The 16,799-nt window shown below is 65.1% G+C and carries 15 protein-coding genes; 11 read left to right on the forward strand and 4 right to left on the reverse strand.

Annotated features, from left to right (window positions below; all coding sequences use genetic code 11):
* Positions 1-137 precede the first annotated feature (137 nt).
* Both H8F24_RS11755 and H8F24_RS11760 read left to right on the forward strand, forming a co-directional pair.
* Positions 138-554 carry a phosphomannose isomerase type II C-terminal cupin domain gene (locus H8F24_RS11755; RefSeq protein WP_197154026.1) on the forward strand — a complete coding sequence of 139 codons (417 nt, stop codon included), beginning with the start codon at positions 138-140 and terminating at the stop codon, positions 552-554.
* A gap of 374 nt (positions 555-928) precedes the next feature.
* Positions 929-2,830, forward strand: a complete 1,902-nt coding sequence (locus H8F24_RS11760; RefSeq protein ID WP_370594705.1) for a DEAD/DEAH box helicase — start codon at positions 929-931, stop codon at positions 2,828-2,830.
* Positions 2,831-2,975: 145 nt separating this feature from the next.
* Here the strand turns inward: H8F24_RS11760 and H8F24_RS11765 are convergent, their stop codons facing one another.
* Entirely contained in the window at positions 2,976-3,176 is a 201-nt protein-coding gene (locus H8F24_RS11765; protein WP_197154027.1) for a hypothetical protein, read from the reverse strand.
* A 302-nt stretch (positions 3,177-3,478) separates the two neighbouring features.
* Between H8F24_RS11765 and H8F24_RS11770 the strand changes: the two genes are divergently transcribed.
* Positions 3,479-3,808 carry an RNA-binding protein gene (locus H8F24_RS11770; RefSeq protein ID WP_197154028.1) on the forward strand — a complete coding sequence of 110 codons (330 nt, stop codon included), beginning with the start codon at positions 3,479-3,481 and terminating at the stop codon, positions 3,806-3,808.
* A 246-nt stretch (positions 3,809-4,054) separates the two neighbouring features.
* Here the strand turns inward: H8F24_RS11770 and H8F24_RS11775 are convergent, their stop codons facing one another.
* The 3 genes from H8F24_RS11775 to H8F24_RS11780 form a co-directional block, all read right to left on the reverse strand.
* Positions 4,055-5,113, reverse strand: a complete 1,059-nt coding sequence (locus H8F24_RS11775; RefSeq protein WP_231597781.1) for an IS3 family transposase — start codon at positions 5,111-5,113, stop codon at positions 4,055-4,057.
* Positions 5,110-5,619: a transposase gene (locus tag H8F24_RS19485; RefSeq protein ID WP_197157219.1), complete on the reverse strand. Its 510-nt coding sequence runs from the start codon at positions 5,617-5,619 to the stop codon at positions 5,110-5,112. Before H8F24_RS19485 ends, H8F24_RS11775 begins: the two co-directional genes overlap by 4 nt.
* A 99-nt stretch (positions 5,620-5,718) precedes the next feature.
* On the reverse strand, positions 5,719-7,062 hold the full coding sequence (locus H8F24_RS11780; protein ID WP_231597702.1) for an IS110 family transposase: 1,344 nt from the start codon (positions 7,060-7,062) through the stop codon (positions 5,719-5,721).
* Positions 7,063-7,489: 427 nt separating this feature from the next.
* Here H8F24_RS11780 and H8F24_RS11785 point away from each other — a divergent pair, with 427 nt between their 5' ends.
* From H8F24_RS11785 to H8F24_RS11820, 8 genes are all read left to right on the forward strand, one after another.
* Complete coding sequence (locus tag H8F24_RS11785; protein ID WP_197169743.1) at positions 7,490-7,810, forward strand: hypothetical protein; 321 nt, start codon at positions 7,490-7,492, stop codon at positions 7,808-7,810.
* A 99-nt stretch (positions 7,811-7,909) separates the two neighbouring features.
* Positions 7,910-9,715: an ABC transporter ATP-binding protein gene (locus H8F24_RS11790; RefSeq protein ID WP_197169744.1), complete on the forward strand. Its 1,806-nt coding sequence runs from the start codon at positions 7,910-7,912 to the stop codon at positions 9,713-9,715.
* Between the two features lie 15 nt (positions 9,716-9,730).
* Positions 9,731-10,672, forward strand: coding sequence for an LCP family protein (locus tag H8F24_RS11795; RefSeq protein ID WP_197154031.1), 942 nt, complete (start codon positions 9,731-9,733; stop codon positions 10,670-10,672).
* A gap of 77 nt (positions 10,673-10,749) precedes the next feature.
* On the forward strand, positions 10,750-11,751 hold the full coding sequence (locus H8F24_RS11800; protein WP_197169745.1) for an aromatic acid exporter family protein: 1,002 nt from the start codon (positions 10,750-10,752) through the stop codon (positions 11,749-11,751).
* A complete protein-coding gene (locus H8F24_RS11805; RefSeq protein WP_197169746.1) occupies positions 11,745-12,839 on the forward strand; it encodes an FUSC family protein in 1,095 nt (364 codons plus the stop codon). Before H8F24_RS11800 ends, H8F24_RS11805 begins: the two co-directional genes overlap by 7 nt.
* A complete protein-coding gene (locus tag H8F24_RS11810) occupies positions 12,836-14,095 on the forward strand; it encodes a carbohydrate porin (RefSeq protein ID WP_197169747.1) in 1,260 nt (419 codons plus the stop codon). Before H8F24_RS11805 ends, H8F24_RS11810 begins: the two co-directional genes overlap by 4 nt.
* A gap of 108 nt (positions 14,096-14,203) precedes the next feature.
* Positions 14,204-16,063, forward strand: coding sequence for a TolC family protein (locus H8F24_RS11815; protein WP_231597782.1), 1,860 nt, complete (start codon positions 14,204-14,206; stop codon positions 16,061-16,063).
* 11 nt (positions 16,064-16,074) lie between these two features.
* Positions 16,075-16,788, forward strand: coding sequence for a hypothetical protein (locus H8F24_RS11820; protein WP_197169748.1), 714 nt, complete (start codon positions 16,075-16,077; stop codon positions 16,786-16,788).
* Positions 16,789-16,799 lie beyond the last annotated feature (11 nt).

Below are 16,799 nucleotides of genomic sequence, written 5' to 3' on the forward strand. Positions count from 1 at the left end.
AGGATGCCGGTGAACGACTCGACTTGCCCAGGCTGGTGATCATTCATCCGCAATCCGCCGATCAACAGCCCATGGCCGTGATCGATTTGAGCTGCTCTTTTCCACCTGGACCTGATTCTCTGGCTGGACCTCTGCCGATGTCTGGACCCGTATCGGAGTCAGGAACGGCCCTGGACACAGCGGTGTCTGATCGGGCCGTTGTTGAGCCACCGGAGCAGCGTCCCTGGGGCTGGTTCGAGCTTCTGGCGGAAGGGCCCGGCTATCGGGTCAAGCGCCTGCACCTTGATCCGCATCAGCGCCTCAGTCGGCAGCGGCATCAGCATCGCCTGGAGCACTGGCTTGTGGTACTGGGCCAGGGCAGCGTGGAACTGGGTGACGCGCCGCTGAGCAGAACCCAGCCGCTCGAACCGGGCAGCAGCCTGATCATTCCGCCGCTCACGATCCACCGGGCGGCAGCGGGCAGCGAAGGATTGGAGATCATCGAGGTGCAGCGCGGCCCCCTGTTACGGGAAGACGACATTGAGCGCTTTGCCGATGACTACGGTCGCGTGTAAGGTGCAGCCTCACCCTTTGATGAAGGGCGTGGCAGTTCAGGTGAGCTGTCGAACCACAGGACCGGAGCTGGGACCCCCATTCATTCATCCCGATCCGATCAAGCCTCAGTCCGCACAACCCTGCAGCGCAGGAGCCGCCGATCCACGGCAGCCAGCAAGCCGCAGAAGATTGCTGATGTTCGACACCATTTCAAGTTCCAATTCTTGGGTCTCTGCCGGCCTGCGTTGAAGGATTTCCCAGGCCCGGACATCCCGTGACCCCATCTCAAGAAGGCGGCAGCACCCTGTGCGCCGTCACCGGCGTTGACGCCGCCAGCCTGATCGAGGCCAGCTTGGCTGTGGCCGCTGACTCGATCGCAACCTCTGCAGAACTGCTGACCAGCGATTTGCCGAGCTCTGCTGAACCCCTCCAAGCCAGCGACAACGCTGACGCTGAAGACCTGAATCACGACAACAGCAATCGCGAAAGCCGTGATGTCAAGCCGGTGACCGCCGCTGCATCCACAGACACCCTGAAGAGCAGCACTACATCAGAGCCTGAGCCTGCGGCACCCTCCGGTTTTGCCAGTTTCGGCTTTGCCTCCGAGCTGCTCGAAACCCTCAGCGCCATCGGCTACGAACAGCCGTCACCGATTCAGGCAGCCGCCATCCCCGAGCTGCTGCTCGGCCGGGATCTGGTGGGTCAGGCCCAGACCGGTACCGGCAAGACGGCCGCCTTCGCCCTCCCCCTGCTGGCCCGTCTCGATCCCGAGCAACGCAAACCCCAGGTCCTGGTGCTGGCCCCCACCCGGGAGCTTGCCATGCAGGTGGCGGATGCCTTCAACACCTACGCCTCCCGCCTGCCCAACGTGCGCGTGCTGGCGGTGTACGGCGGCGCCGACTTCCGCGACCAGATCCAGCAGCTTCGGCGCGGCGTACAGATTGTTGTGGGCACGCCTGGCCGGGTGATGGACCACATGCGCCAGGGAACTCTCGATCTCTCCGGCCTGCGTGCCCTGGTGCTCGACGAAGCCGATGAGATGCTCCGCATGGGCTTCATCGACGACGTGGAGTGGGTGCTGGAGCAACTGCCCAGCGAGCGCCAGGTGGTGCTCTTCTCGGCCACGATGCCGGCCGAGATCCGGCGCATCTCCCACAACTACCTGCGCCAGCCGGCGGAGGTGACGATCCGCACCAAGGCGGCCGACGGCGGCAGAATCCGTCAGCGTTACCTGATGGTGCACGGCCCCCACAAGCTGCCGGTGCTGCAGCGGGTGCTGGAGGCCGAGTCCAGTGAGGGAACGATCATCTTTGCCCGCACCAAGGCGATCACCCTCACCGTGGCTGAGTTTCTCGAAAGCCATGGCTACGAGGTGGCCGTGCTCAACGGCGACGTGCCCCAGGCGCAGCGGGAGCGCACGATCGAGCGGCTCAAGGACGGCCGGGTCGACGTGCTCGTAGCCACCGATGTGGCTGCCCGCGGCCTCGATGTGGAACGCGTCGGCCTGGTGGTGAACTACGACATGCCCTTTGATGGCGAGGCCTACGTGCACCGCATCGGTCGCACTGGCCGGGCGGGCCGCAGCGGCGAGGCGATCCTCTTCCTCACCCCCCGCGAACGGCGCTTCCTCGGAGGCCTGGAGCGGGCCGTGGGCCGTGCCATTGAGCCGATGGAGGTGCCCAGCAACGCCACCATCAACCAGAACCGCCTTGATCGGCTCCGTCAGAAGCTCACCAACGGGCTCACCACTCCGATCGGCACCGAGGAGGAGCGCGCCCTGCTCAGCGAGATCCTGCAACGCGTGGCGCAGGAGCATGAGGTGAGCAGCGACCAGCTGGCCCTGGTGGCTCTGCAGATGAGCCTGGTCGGGAAGCCCTTGCTGCTGCACGGAGACGAGCAGTGGAGCCAGCCCGCGGCCCGCGGCCCCGCCCGCGACAGCCGCAGCGGCAGTCCGCGCGATCGCGATGGCGGCATACGCCGAACGATTGAGCGGCGCCCCGCCGGCCGGGATGGTCGCAGCACCGGAGCCCCCCGCAGCCAGGAGGTCTCCCCCGTGGATGCGGACATGGATCGCTTCCGGATCGAGGTGGGCTGGCGCGATCGCATCAAACCCGGCAACATCGTGGGCGCAATCGCCAATGAAGCCGGCATCGCCGGCAAGATGATCGGCCGGATCCACATCTTCGACGCCCATAGCACTGTGGACCTGCCCAAAGGCATGCCCGAAGACGTGTTCGAAAATCTGCGCCGGCTGCGGGTGATGAACCGCGAGCTGCAGATCACCAAGCTCTCCTGAGCCTGAAGCGATCCACCGCAGCCCCCTGCGTCTTGAAGCCGCTGCTAACCGCAGCGGCTTTTTTCATGGTCAGGAGGTCGTGACGATCACCGCTCCAGGGGAGGCTTCCCTCGGCAAGGGCACTGACCTCACGCCGGCACAGTGCTCAGGCACACGAGCGGGTGACATCGACACTGGACAGCACGCTGAGCTCGGTCACGGACAGCCGCTCGACAGCGGCAATCAGGGAGGGCTGGACCTCGCTGGTCTCGACACAGACCAGGCTCTGCAGCAGGTCAAAGCGGTCCTGGGCAGCGAGCTCACCGTCATCGCTCCACGCCAGGCTCCAGGGGACAGGGCATGCCATAGGACTAATGGGAACTGGATCAGGGTTCGCTGACAATGGGACAGGACCGGGGATCGATGGCCGTTCTTCAGGATCCCTTCGCAAGTTCTTCACGCTTCTCCATCCCGCTCAAGGGGAGATCAGGGATGGGACCTCCGAGTAGGCTGATGGCGATTCATTGATGTCCAGGCTCCCCTCGGCGCGCTCAGCAGGGTTGGACCGCACGGCCTTTCCAAACGGCTCCGGTACGGACTCCTGGCTCTCAAGGGCCTTCCCAGGGACACACGGCTATCTGCGGATCAGTTCCAGGTCCAGTTCATTGAATGACTATCTACGTCGGCAATCTCTCGTTCCAGGCTGAACGGGAGGATCTCCTTGATCTCTTCGGTCAATACGGAGAGGTGCGCAACTGCAGCCTGCCCCTTGATCGGGAAACCGGCCGCAAACGTGGCTTCGCTTTCGTTGAGCTCAGCGACGATGCCGCTGAGCAGAAAGCCATCGACGACCTTCAGGACGTCGAGTGGATGGGCCGCATGATCCGCGTCAACAAAGCCACGCCCCGGGAAGGCGGTGGTGGCGGCGGTGCACGGGGTGGCAATCGTGCTGGAGGAGGTGGCGGTGGCTACGGCGGAGGTAGCGGAAACCGCTGGTGAAGCGACTGGAATCCGATGGCGCCCCGGCGCCTATCAGCAAAGATGTCCGCTCAGGGTACTGATCTGAGCACCTTCGAAAGCCTACTCCGGATGGAGGATCATGGGCTTCGAGATCGGATGTTGATCGTCATCGCGCGTTGATCAGGAGCGCAGGCTTGAGCGGCCGGCCCCCGGTCGGAGGCTGAGGCCGGCCCGCCTCTTGCGGGCGGTCCAACCACAACCCCCTGGGGCCTGGGTTTCTGATCTTCAAGCAGCGACAGTGTCCTGCGGTCTGGGATGGTTGACCCGCACGACTGTTGGCTGAGCCCAATCGCGAGGTGGCCTGGCCCAGCGGCGTGGATGTTGCGCACGCGCCTGCTCATAGGTCTGCTGACGGACTCTGCAGATCGCGTCAGCTTCTCCGTAGTGACGTTGATTGGGCGTCACATACTTGATGCCGCTGTGACGATGCTCAGCGTTGTACCAGTCAACAAAACCATCGACCCAGGCACGCACTGAGAGAAGATCCCGGAAACGACGCACTGGATAGCTCTGGTGATATTTCATGGTTCGGAACCATGACTCAACGTAGGCGTTGTCATTGCTCACCCGCGGCCGCGAGAATGACAGGGAGATGCCGAGCTCGGCCAGCTTGGCGGCCAAGGTGTAGGAGCGCATGGGTGCTCCGTTATCGGCGTGCAGGATCGTGGTCGACCCCGAGCTGATCCCTTCATCACGGCAGACACGATCAAAGAAGTGCTTGGCCAGTTCGCCGCATTCACGATCGTGCACCTCAACGCCAAGGATGCGCCGGCTCCACACATCCATCACCATATAAAGGTAGTAGAATTGACCCTTCACAGGCCCCGGCAACAGGGTGATATCCCAGGCCAGCACTTGATGGATGCCCGTTGCCTCCAGCACGGGTGGCTCTCTTGGCTCCCGCGGTGGGCGGCTCCTGCCGCGATGATTTAACAGGCCTTCCTGGCGCATGATGCGGTAAATCGTTGACTCCGATCCCACGTAGACTCCCTCCTCGGCAAGGATCGCCACGATCTGACCAGGCGTGAGATCGGCAAAGCGTGGATCGTTGACAGTGGACAACACCTGTTGGCGCTCCTCCTCGCTGAAACGATGCATGACATGCCTGGACGCTCCCTTGCGTTGATCGCAGCTGAATCCCTGGGTCCGAATCATCAAGCCCCATCGCCTCAGCGTGCGTGTCGCCAGGCCGAAAAGATCAGCAATGGCCTTGGCCGAAAGGCCACGACTGATGCCTTCCTGTAGAAGCGCGACGATCGCACCGCGATCGCCAGACGGAATCAAGGATCCTCGTCCGGTTGAAAGATCTGGTTGAACTTTTTTGAGAGCATCAACAACGTCGCCGCTTCTGTCAGTGCTTTTTCTTTCTTCTGCAATTCACGCTCCAGCTGGCGATTCCGCCGGACCAGTTCCTGATTCTTGCGTTGCAGTTCCCGCTGATCAGCCATGCTCGGCGCGCTGGGGCCATTGGCATCCTCGGCGGCCTGGCGCCAACGGGCAACCTGCTTGGGGTACAGCCCCCGCTCCCTGCAGAACGACCCGAGCTCGCTTCCGTTCAGTCCTGCGGCCTGGATCACGGCTGCCAGCTTGTCGGCAGCGCTCCACTGCTCCGGCGGCCGGTTCGTGGCAGGCACCAGCTGGCCCTGCTTCTGCCACTGGCTCCGCCAGTTGTAGATGGTCTGCGCCGTGATCCCGGTGTCGCGGGCGATCTCAGCCACGCTCTCAAGGTTCGGAGGGCTCATCCGCAGGCGGACGGCTTCCCGCAGAGCGGCGTCATAGGGCGGTTGCATAGTCGTCGGTTGGGCCCCCAGGTGGACGGGTCAAACCGAGCGGACTTCTTCCTAAGAAACACCAACGGCCAACAGGGATCTCGGCTGACTGACCACACCTCAAGCAGAGGCAACAAGTTGAAAACCAAGGGCAATGGCGCGTCGCTGGAGACCACGAATCTGACGATCCCTTGATTCCTCCTGATATGCGGCAGCACCGGGATCCTGATATACCAAACCATCACGGAGCGTCTTGTAGTAAAGAATGGCAAGCTTTCGGGCAGTAGCAATTAATGCTTTACTCTTTCCGGCACGTGCTGCCAGACGACGTTGAAAAGCACCCAGTGCAGTATTCGTTCTTCCCAGCGGTACGGCAGCCATCCAAAAGGCACTACCTGCTCGCGTAGTGCCCTGTCGTGTTCGTGAAGAAAGTACCTTTCCCCCTGAGATCCTGTTCTGAGGACTGAGTCCCAGCCATGACACAAAATGCTGGGCACTGGGCCAGCGCTTCATGTCCAACCCACACTCACTAATGAGCGTGAGAACTGTTGTTGGTCCTAATCCCGGAAGCCTTAGAAGATTGTGGCCTGACAAGGCTTGAATTAGGTGGGTTGGGTTAAATGCAAAGCCATGTCCGCATATCTTCCAATCCCCAGGTTGACTGCCTGGATCTTGATAGTCCGAGCCGGCAAGCTCTGTCATCAATGATTGTGCCGCAAGCTCGCAGGCCCTGATCTTCTCTGAATAGGTGTCAAAGAGCTCAACTGCGATCTTCAAAGAGAACAAGTGATCGTCTTGGTAGTTCCCCTCAAGAGCAGCCGCAATTGTTGCCGCGCTCTCCTTGCAGCGTCTGTCTCGGAGAGAAGCGAGTCTTTCGGGGTCCCTCTCACCTGAAAGTATGGCATCGATGATTCGCCTACCGGTTAGTCCGCTGATATCTCTGACAACATGATGAAGCTGAAGATTCATAAGCATCAGCGCCTTCTGGATGTGTTGCTGATGAGACGAGCGGTATCGAACAAGTTGATCACGCTGCCGCAGATATGAGCGTAGTTCTGTGATTTTTTGGTCTGGACGAAAGCTTGCTCTCACCAGGCCGTAGCTGTGGAGCTGCTGAAGCCATTGTGCATCGTTGATATCCGTCTTGCGGCCCGGAACATTCTTGGCGTGCCTGGCATTAACAAGAAAGACGTCAATGCCTTTGCCAGAGAGAATCTCGTAAAGCGGAACCCAGTAGATTCCAGTGGACTCCATGGCAATGGTGCTAATTCCAACTGCCAGCAGCCATTCGGCGAGTGCGATTAGATCCTTTGTGAAGCTTGAAAACTTGCGGACGGGATTCGGATCAAGCTCGACAGGAACAGCAACAACGTGGAATCTACTGCCGACATCAATTCCAGCGGAACGAGGGTTAATGACTTTCAGACGAGCTCGGCGCTTGCCTGCTGAAATTGGTTCTCCCATGGCTTAAGGACTCACTAGGTGATCGGGAGGGCATCAGGCAGGATTCGCGCACTAAAATCAGCAAATTCCTAATCGGGATCGGCCGACTAACTCATTGGTCAGTCGAGCCGTCGCCAGGGCAGGGAGCGCAATTCGAATCCCAGGCCACGTTTGCTTTCGGGGTCAGGCCTCCAAAGATGTCATCGGCCATGGCCCGATGTCCTCATGACCAGAGTGGCAAGGGCGCTCTGGCTTGGCCGTGGGTGTTTCGGGCGCGAGGGCGTACGCGCGTACTGGTTCGTTTGCTGACACTGGGGGCCCCAAGGGATCAGGCCCATTGGTGCTCTCCTGACGCCTAACGATGGGATAAGTCGCTCTGCACCCTTCGCACCTCTGCGATCCAAACAAAAACCCCTTGGTGCATTGCGCTCCAAGGGGTTCTAATCGGTTGGATCACGACGACGAAGATGATCCCGGTACCATCAGGTGGATCAGGCCAACGATCAAGCTTCAGGAACGGACTCCGTTGTCTGATCGTGCCTTGAGGCACGGATTGATCGTCACAAGCGTGGCAGCGTCAGATTTCCAGGAGTTCAGTTTGAGCAGTCTCAAGCTCATCGAGTTGATCGACCTGCCAGGCACGGCGACGCAACTCAGCTCCTGGGCAAGGTGCAATCGGTTGGCCCTCAAGGCTCTCAGGAAGTGCCGCCCGCAGATGATGGCGACGAACCTTGGCTGTCCAACGATGGAATCGATTGAAAGCGCGTGAACGGGTCATGAACATCTCCCTTCTGGGATGTCGTCGTTCTACCCCCGGTGCACCGCTACAAACCGTTCCTGGCAAACATCTTCACCGCCAACCCGTCGCATGCGGCCAGCCACCGGCTCCACCCCTGCCCTGAAGCGCCTGCTGCGCACCCTGCGTCCCCATCGGCGGCAGGTCTGGCTGGCGGCGACCTGCTCGGTGCTCAATAAACTCTTTGACCTGGCTCCACCGGTGCTGATCGCCCTGGCGGTCGATGTGGTGGTGAAACAGCAGAACTCCTGGCTGGCCGATCTGGGCGTGGTCTCGGTTCCGGGCCAGCTGGCCGTGCTGGCCGTGCTGTCATTCCTGATCTGGACCGCCGAATCCCTGTTCGAATACCTCTACGGTCTGCTCTGGCGCAACCTGGCCCAGACCGTGCAGCACGAACTGCGCCTGGAGGCCTACGACCATCTCCAGCGCCTCGAGATGGCCTTTTTCGAGGCGGGCAGTAGCGGACGGTTGCTGACGATCCTCAACGACGACATCAACCAGCTGGAGCGCTTCCTCGATCACGGTGCCAATGAGATCCTGCAGCTGATCACCACCGTGCTGGCCGTGGGCGGGGCGATGGTGTGGATCTCACCGGGTGTGGCTGGGGTGTCGTTTCTGCCGGTGCCGGTGATCCTCTGGGGCTCCCTGGGGTATCAGCATCGCCTCGCTCCCCGCTACCAGGAGGTGCGCGAGCGGGCCGGCGATCTGGCCAGCCGCCTGGCCACCAATCTGGGCGGCATGCTCACGATCAAGAGCTACGTGGCCGAGGGCTGGGAGAACGATCGCCTGTTTCAGCAGAGCGAGGCCTACCGCCAGAGCAACCGCCGCGCCATTCGCTTCTCGGCCGGCTTCGTGCCGCTGATCCGTTTCGCCATCCTGTTCGCCTTCCTGGCGATCCTGGTGGTCGGCGGGCTGCAGGTGTGGCGCGGAACCCTCGGAGTGGCGCCCTACACCTTCCTGGTGTACATCACCCAGCGTCTGCTGTGGCCCCTCACCACCCTGGGCCGCACCCTCGACGATTATCAGCGAGGCATGGCGTCGACCAACCGGGTGCTGGATCTGCTCGACACGCCGATCGCCATCCCCGGTGGTGATGGCCACTTGCCACGCTCCCGGGTGCGGGGCGAGATCCGCTTCGAGGCGGTGGGCTTCGCTTACCACGATCGCCCGCCGATTTTGCAGAACTTCAACCTGCAGGTACCGGCAGGATCCACCCTGGGCATCGTGGGCGCCACCGGCTCAGGCAAGAGCACCATCGTGAAGCTGCTGCTGCGTCTCTACGAACAACAGCAGGGCCAGATCCTGCTCGATGGGATCCCGATCCAGACCCTGCGGCTCGATGACCTGCGTCACGCCATCGGTTTGGTCAGCCAGGAGGTGTTCCTCTTCCATGGCTCGGTGGCCGAGAACATCGCCTACGGCAGCTTCGACGCATCCCGCAGCGCCATCGAACGCGCCGCTGCCCTGGCCGAGGCCGCGCCCTTCATCGCCGCCCTGCCCCACGGCTACGACACGGTGGTGGGGGAGCGGGGCCAGCGGCTCTCCGGAGGCCAGCGCCAGCGCATCGCCCTGGCCCGCGCCATCCTCAAGAATCCTCCGGTGCTGATCCTCGATGAGGCCACCGCCGCCGTGGACAACGACACCGAAGCGGCCATCCAGCGCTCGCTTGTGCGGCTCACGGCGGATCGCACCACTCTGGTGATCGCCCACCGCCTCAGCACGGTGCGCCATGCCGATCGCATCGTGGTGCTGGAGCAGGGCCAGATCGTGGAAAGCGGCACCCATGAGCACCTGATCGCCGCCGCCGGTGCCTACGCCGGCCTCTGGCGTGTCCAGGCCGGTCTCCTGCCGGACGAGCCCCTGCGGTTCGATGCCTGACATAAGTTTTCCAACATGAAGACATCTGCGGCGCAGCGCCGTCCCAAGAGAGGTCAGCGCGGGCCCGTCACTGTGGCCGTGGTGCTGGGCCTCAGTGGCGGTCTGCTGCTCGCCGGTCCCCTGAGTCGCTGGCTGTCCATCGAGAATCACATCGAGGACAAGCGCATCACCAACCCCTTTGCGGGCTGGGCCAATTTCGGTCATCAGGATGTGCTGTTGCTGGGTACGGATGTCGGTGGTGGCAACACCGACGTGATGGCGGTTCTGCGGGTGGAGAACGGTGTGACCCGCATCATCCAGGTGCCACGTGACAGCTACATCGAGACGGTGGAGTACGGCGGCGTCAAGGCCAACGCCCTTTACAGCCTGGGGGGCGCCGATCTGGTGAAACAGGAACTCTCCAGCCGCATGGGACGGCCGATCAGCCATCTGGTCAAGGTGAATCTCTCCTCGATCCGGCGCATGGCCGATGTGCTCGGCGGCATCGAAGTGGACGTGCCCAAGAGGCTGTACTACGTGGACAACAGCCAGGGGCTTCATATCGACCTCCAGCCCGGCCTGCAGACCCTCAAGGGTCGGGACCTGGAGGGATTCCTGCGCTGGCGCCACGATGAGATGGGCGACATCGGCCGGCTGGAGCGTCAGCAGCTGGCCCTCAAAGCCCTGTTCCGCAAGCTCACCCGACCGGAGAACCTGGTGCGGCTGCCGGCCATCCTGGCTGCCGCCGGCAAGGATCTCCATACCGATCTGGGGCCCATGGAGATGGGTGGACTGATCACGGCGATGGGCATGACCAGCCTGGAAACCGAACGGCTGGACGGCCGCCCCTTCTACCGGGACGGCATCAGCTACTGGGATGCCACCTGGCCGCAGGCCGAGCCCGGCGCCGAGGGAAGCAAGGCCGCTGACAATGGCGAGACCAATCCGCAGGACGATCGCTACCGCTTCCTGTTCTGAGACCTGACCACTTCTGAGGCCTGAGCGCGGGCCATAGGCTGAGCCGGTCATCCCTGCTGCGGCAGCTGCGCGCCCCCGTGTCTTCCCCGCTGCTGCACAACAGCCTCAAGCTGGGGATCTCGGCCACGATCACCGCTGCCGCAGCCCTGTGGTGGGAGCGGATCGAGTTCGTCTGGTATCCGCTGATGGCGGTGATCGTCGTGGTCGACGACAACGACGACCAGACCGTGAACGCGGCCACGTCCCGCATTCTCGGCACCGTCACCGGAGGGCTGATCACCTTTCTGGTGCACACGATCCTGTCGGGCTGGATCGGGGTGCTGGTGTCGCTGCTGCTGATGGTGCCGGTGCTGCGGATGCTGGGCTGGCAGAGCTCCCTCGGCACTGCCGGCCTGGTGAGCGTGATGTTCCTGATGATTCCCGACCACGTGCTCCTCAACTGGAACTACGTGTTCAACCGCGCCCTTGACACGGCCCTGGGCTGCGTGATTGCCATTCTGGTGGGATTGCTGTTCTGGCCCCGCCAGGGCCTCAGGGAACTGCAGGAGATCGAAGACAGGCTCTGGGAGCAGTTGAGGTGCCAGCTGGAGGAGCATCGCCGCTGGCTGATCGAGCTCGCCCCAGCGCCACCGCCCCTGCCGCCGGCCGACTTCACCGAGACCTGGCTGCGCATGAGTCAGCTCACCCAGGAGCAGATGCGCGGTCCCCGGCGTCGCTGGCTGCTGCGCCGGCGCTGGCGCCAACGGCTCAACCTCTGGCAGACCCTCGGCCACCACTGGGTTCAGTGGGAGCGTCTGCTCTCCAACCTGCCGCCAGCAACGCCGCCTCCCGAGACGGACCCGGCCATCACAGGCCCCTATCCCCTGCGCCAGGTGCTGGCCGACCTGGCCGCCGCCCTGGAGGGGAGCAGGGCGCACCCTGTGCCCCCCCGCCCCGAGCTCTGGCAGGAGGCGGCCCTGCGCGACGGGCGGCCCCTGCTGCAGTTGCTGGCCCTGGCGGAAGAACAGCAACGACTGCTCTCCACCGTTGAGACCCTGGCGCGGCTGCGCCGGCTCGACCCCCCCACCGTTCCATGCTGATCCGCCGCGACGAGCTGCGTCTGGTGGTGACCACCGGGCTGACCAACGCCCTCGGACTTCTGGCACCCCTGGGCTTCGGGTTCTACGCCACCCTGGCGGTGCTGGCGGTGGGCACCGGCACCTATGGCAACTCCCTGCGGCTCGGCCGCCAGCGGCTGCTCGGCACCCTGCTGGGAGCGGCCTTGCTGGTGGTGACCAAGGAGTGCCTCCGGGAGCTGCCCCTCGCTCTCGCCCTCGGCCTGGCCCTGGGCCTGTTGCGCGCCCTGGGGGAGTGGCTGGGGCTGCGGGTGGGCTACAAGGTAGGCGGCCTGGTGCTGGTGATGGGCTGGCTGGTCCACGGCGATGATCTCGACTGGTGGATCCCGCTGCGGCTGTTCTGGACCTGTGTCGGCATCCTCATGGCCCTGCTGAGCCTGCGGTTGTTCTGGCCCAGCCAGGCGGTGACGCAGACCCGCAGTCAGTGGAACGTCCTGCTGGGATCTCTGGCGGAGGGTCTGGAGGCGGCGGCTGCACAGCTGTATCTGAGCGGGGCCACGGCGAAGCAAGGCCACGCCGCGAAGCCAACCAGCGCAGCCACACCCACCACCCAAGCCGATCCACAGCATCGACGCACGGTGGAGCTGCGCCGCCAGCTGGGGCTGCTGCGCCGCGGCCGCCCCATGGTGGAGGCCGAGCTGGGCGACCATCCCAGCCGCCATCCCCTGCTGCGGGGGTTCTCCCTGCTGGAGGACGCCTGCTCCAGCCTGATCGGCGCCCTCGACACCCTTGAGCGCCAGCCCCCTCCCCTTGGCCAGGTGGCCTCCCTGGCGGCCCTGCGCCTGGCGGAGGCGGAACTGCTCGAGGCCGCCGCCGCCCAGCTGGGGCAATGGTGCCGGATCGTGCTCCAGCCGGGGGAATCGCTCAAGCCCCCGCCTCCCTTCCAGGCTCCGGCCAGCTGGAGCGTGGCCGATCACTGGCTGCGCGATCCCAGCTTCGCCGCCATGGATCTGGGCCGGCTGCAGCGGATCGCCCGGCGGCTGATGGCCTGCCAGCAGGTGCTCTCCTGCCTGCTGCACTGCGAATCCCGCTGGCGGCAGCTGGTGCCATGAAGCGAGTCCGCCCCTGGGGAGCCCTGGGCGCGGCGATGGCGCTGCTGATGGCGCCGACCCTGGCGGAACCGTTGCCCGAAGCTCATGATCCTGCGGCCCCCAGTCCTGGATCCACGGAAGCCACGCCTGAACCAACGGGCTGGGGCAGCCTGCAGGAGTGGCTGGGGCTGCCGGAATGGCTGCAGCTGCAGCTGGAGATCCAGGCCGAACCCATGGCTAATCCCGTCGGGGGCAAGGCCTCCCGGGCCAGCTGGATCCAGCAATCCACCCTGCAGATCGTCATCCTTCCCTGGCGGCAGTCCGGCTCCGAGGCGAGCCGCTGGTCGATGCGGACAGATCTGACCTTCATCAACTGTAACCCCAACTACGCCGAATCCATCGGCGCGGTGATTCCCCTGCAGCAGCTCGCCGATCCGCCGGGGTTCTGGCTCAGCGCCGCCGAGATCCGGCGCGAGACCCTCCCAGGCTCCTGGGGCCTGCGGGCCGGCCTGCTCTCGCTCGATCCAGAGTTCTTCACCGCACCGCTGGCCAGCTACTACGTCCATGGGGCCCTGAACACGGCCCCCGGTCTCGGCACCGCCGACTTCCCCGTGGCCCCCCTGCATGCCCCGGGCGCCGTGCTGAGCCTCCGCCCCTCCGAGGAGCTGCGACTGGACGTGGCCGGCTTCGATCTGACAGCCATGGCCGCCCAGGTGCGTCGGTTCGGGATCGAAGGATCCATGGCAGGGCCGGGGGGCTGGCTGCAGATGGTGCAGCTGGAACTCACGCCCGACTGGCTGCAGCCAAGCAGCCAGCCCCCATCGGTGCCCCCATCCGCGCCGCTGCAGCTGCCGCCGGGGTCACTGCAACTGGGCGGCTACCTCGGCAGCGGCCCCAACCGCGGCCTCTACAGCAGCCTCAGCCTGCCGGTGGGCAGCGGGCCCGGCAGCGATCGACGGCTCTGGTTCGCGGCCACCCTCGGTCTGGATCCGGCCTTCAATTCCATCCGCACCAACCTCAGCACCGGCGTGGTGGTGCTGGGCCCCTCCCCGGGGCGCCCCCGGGATCTGCTGGCCCTGGGGATGGCCCGCACCGGCTTCAGCCCCGGACTCCAGCCGCCGCTGGGCCAGGAGGGGGTGGTGGAGCTGGGCTATCAGCTTCGCCTGAATGACAACCTCAATCTCCAGCCCACCCTGCAGTGGATCGTCAATCCGGGCGCTCGCGGGGCCTGGCCAGGCATCCTCTCCAGCGGCCTGCAGGTCACCCTGACCTTCTGAGCCGGGTCCACCAGATTGGCTGCCATCAGACTTGCATCCATCAGGCTTGCAGCGTTCAGACTGACGCCGATGAGACTGGCGCCGATCAGACGGGACGAATCGGAGCGGATGGGCAGGAGCCGAGGTGGCCGGCAGGGCAACCGCAACCTGAACCACGTGCCGCTGCTCGGCCTGCTGCTGCTGCCGGCGATGGCCGTGGGGCCGGGCCAGCCGGGGCTGCTCGCCCCCAGCCAGGCCCAGGCCAACCGGTCGACGTCGCTGCCCGAGGGGTCCACCGAGCCGCTGGAGCGCAGCTGGCGGGAACTCGACCAGCAGCTCCGCACCCTCGATACCTTGCTGCCGCAAGAGCAAGAGGCACCATCCGCCGCAGATAACGCCACCCCGCCCCTGCCGCAGACCCTGCTGGCACCCAACCGCGAGGCCTCCGGGCCCCTGCCGGCGGAACTGGACGTGCCCGCGCCCCTGAGCCTGCCCACGGCTGAGCAGCTGGGGCGGGGTTCGATCCAGGGCCTGAGCCTGGAGCAGGCCCTGGCGATGGCCTTTCGGGGCAGCGCCGAACTGCAGGGCCAGCGCGAGCAGGTGGCAGCGGCCCTGGCGGAGCTGCAGGCGGCCCTGGGCACCTACTGGCCCCGGATCAGTGCGGTGGCCAGCGGCGGCAGCAGCCAGAGCGGGACCAGCTTCTATTCCCCCGTGGGCAACACCAGGCTGGGTTTCGGGCCGCAGTTCTCGACCAATGGTCTGGCCACGGCGACGGGCCAGCCGACCGGCGGTGCCCTGACGGTGCCCACCGGCGGCGGCGCCTACCTGAATGAATCTGTGAACAGCGTTCAGGCAGGCCTGGAACTGCAGTACGCGCTGCTCGATTTCGCCCGCACGCCGCAGGTGAGAGCCGCCCGGGCCCGCCTGCAGCAGAGCCGCCAGGCTTACGCGAACGACCTGCGCCGGTTGCAGCTGCAGGTGAGTGAGGCCTACTACCAGCTGCAGCAGGCCGACCAGCTGGTGCGCATCCGCGACGCCACGGTGCGCAACGACCTGGTGATCCTTCAGGACGCCCTTGATCTCAAGCAGGCGGGCCTGGTGCCGCGGCTGGATGTGTTGCGCCGCCGCGCCATCGAGGCCAGCGACCAGGAGCTGCTGATCCAGGCGTTGGCCGACCGGGCCGTGGCCCGGCGCCAGCTCGGCGTGGTGCTCAACCTGCCGCCGGAGGTGACCCCCAGCGCTTCCGATCCGATCCAGGTGCAACCCCGCTGGCCCCTCGACCTGGAGGCCAGCCTGCTGGCCGCGTACCGCGACAACCCGGAACTGGAGGCGGTGCTGGCCACCCGCGAGGCCCTGGCCCGGGAGAAGGACGCGGCCGCCGCCGCCCTGCTGCCGACCCTCTCGCTGTTCGCCGCCGCCGGCGGCTACGGCGCCAACACCAATCAGTTCGACATCAGCGTCAGTGGCGGCGGCTGCTGCGGTGGCACGGTCATCCCCGTGCTGAACACCAACGGCTACGACTGGTCGATCGGACTCACCCTGCGCTGGCTGCTCTTTGATGGCGGCACCACCGCCGCGCGGGTGCGGAGCCTGGCCCGCCGGGAAGCCGCCGCGGCCCAGCAGTTCGCCGCCCGCCGCAATGACATCCGCCTGCGGCTGGAGCAGGCCTTCTTCAACCACGAGGCCAGCCTCGCCAAGCTGAGCTCCGCCCGCCGCGGCGTGGCGGCCGCCATGGAGGCCTTCCGCGATGTGCGGTTGCGCTACCGCACCGGCCTCTCCAACGAGGTGGATCTGTCGATCACCCAGGAGCGACTGATCAACAGCCTGGTGCAGCGGCTCAATGCCACCGTGAACGTGAACCTCACCTACGCCAGGCTGCTGCGGGAACTGCTGCCGGTCTCCCGTGATCCCGAGGCGCCCTATGCCCCTGAGCTGCAGCTCACTGAGCTGCACCTGAGCGAGCAGCGACCCTCGCCCCCCGGGCCCTGACCGGAGCCGCCATGCCCTTCACCCACGAGCAGATCCAGAGGCTGCGGCACCGCCATCGGGGCTACATCCTCACCCTTGCCACCGAAGTGCTGCTGATTCTGCTGCTGCCGCTCTGTCAGTCGCAGGTCTGGCTGCTCTCGCTGCTGCTGATCAGCCTGGCGGTGGTGCTGATCACGACGGTGACGCGGTATTCGCCCCTGGTCAGCACGCGGCCGCTGGTCTATGGGCTCGGCGGCCTGGCGATCGCTCTGGAGGGGGTGTGGCATCTGGCCCTGGCCTTCGATCCACCGCTGGGGCGCATCGTCACAGTGCCGCATGTGATCGCCTGGCTGCTGTTCTTTCTGCTGGCGCTGATGCGCAAGGTGAAGACCCTGGTGCGCGAGCCCTTCGTGACCCTGGCCGTGGTGATGGGAGCCACCTCCGGCTATCTGCTGGTCGGCATCGCCGGCGGCGTGATGCTGGTCGCCCTGAGGGTGCTGCATCCGGGCGCCTTCGCCATCTCCGCCCTGCCGGTGCTGAACCAGCACAACGCCGACGCTGTGGCGATGGCACCGGCCCTGATGGCGGCCGCCTTCGAGATCCTCACCACTGTGGGATCGGGTGTGCTCCGCAGCGCCAGCGTGACCGGGCAGGTGATCACCGTGGTGATCACCATCGCGGGCCAGCTCTACATCGCCATCCTGATCGCCCTGATCCTGGGCCGCTTCCACAGACGGCCAGGCTGAGTCACGGACCT

This window comes from Synechococcus sp. CBW1002 (assembly GCF_015840915.1).
In the GTDB taxonomy this organism is placed as follows: Bacteria; Cyanobacteriota; Cyanobacteriia; order PCC-6307; family Cyanobiaceae; genus CBW1002.

Bases quoted from the DNA above. Each gene is read 5' to 3' on its own strand.
- H8F24_RS11755 (WP_197154026.1), top strand. From the start codon at position 138: ATGTCTGGACCCGTATCGGAGTCAGGAACGGCCCTGGACACAGCGGTG.
- H8F24_RS11820 (WP_197169748.1), top strand. From the start codon at position 16,075: ATGCCCTTCACCCACGAGCAGATCCAGAGGCTGCGGCACCGCCATCGG.
- H8F24_RS11780 (WP_231597702.1), bottom strand. From the start codon at position 7,062: ATGGGAGAACCAATTTCAGCAGGCAAGCGCCGAGCTCGTCTGAAAGTC.
- H8F24_RS11765 (WP_197154027.1), bottom strand. From the start codon at position 3,176: ATGGCATGCCCTGTCCCCTGGAGCCTGGCGTGGAGCGATGACGGTGAG.
- H8F24_RS11770 (WP_197154028.1), top strand. From the start codon at position 3,479: ATGACTATCTACGTCGGCAATCTCTCGTTCCAGGCTGAACGGGAGGAT.
- H8F24_RS11790 (WP_197169744.1), top strand. From the start codon at position 7,910: ATGCGGCCAGCCACCGGCTCCACCCCTGCCCTGAAGCGCCTGCTGCGC.
- H8F24_RS11805 (WP_197169746.1), top strand. From the start codon at position 11,745: ATGCTGATCCGCCGCGACGAGCTGCGTCTGGTGGTGACCACCGGGCTG.
- H8F24_RS11810 (WP_197169747.1), top strand. From the start codon at position 12,836: ATGAAGCGAGTCCGCCCCTGGGGAGCCCTGGGCGCGGCGATGGCGCTG.
- H8F24_RS19485 (WP_197157219.1), bottom strand. From the start codon at position 5,619: ATGCAACCGCCCTATGACGCCGCTCTGCGGGAAGCCGTCCGCCTGCGG.
- H8F24_RS11815 (WP_231597782.1), top strand. From the start codon at position 14,204: ATGGGCAGGAGCCGAGGTGGCCGGCAGGGCAACCGCAACCTGAACCAC.
- H8F24_RS11795 (WP_197154031.1), top strand. From the start codon at position 9,731: ATGAAGACATCTGCGGCGCAGCGCCGTCCCAAGAGAGGTCAGCGCGGG.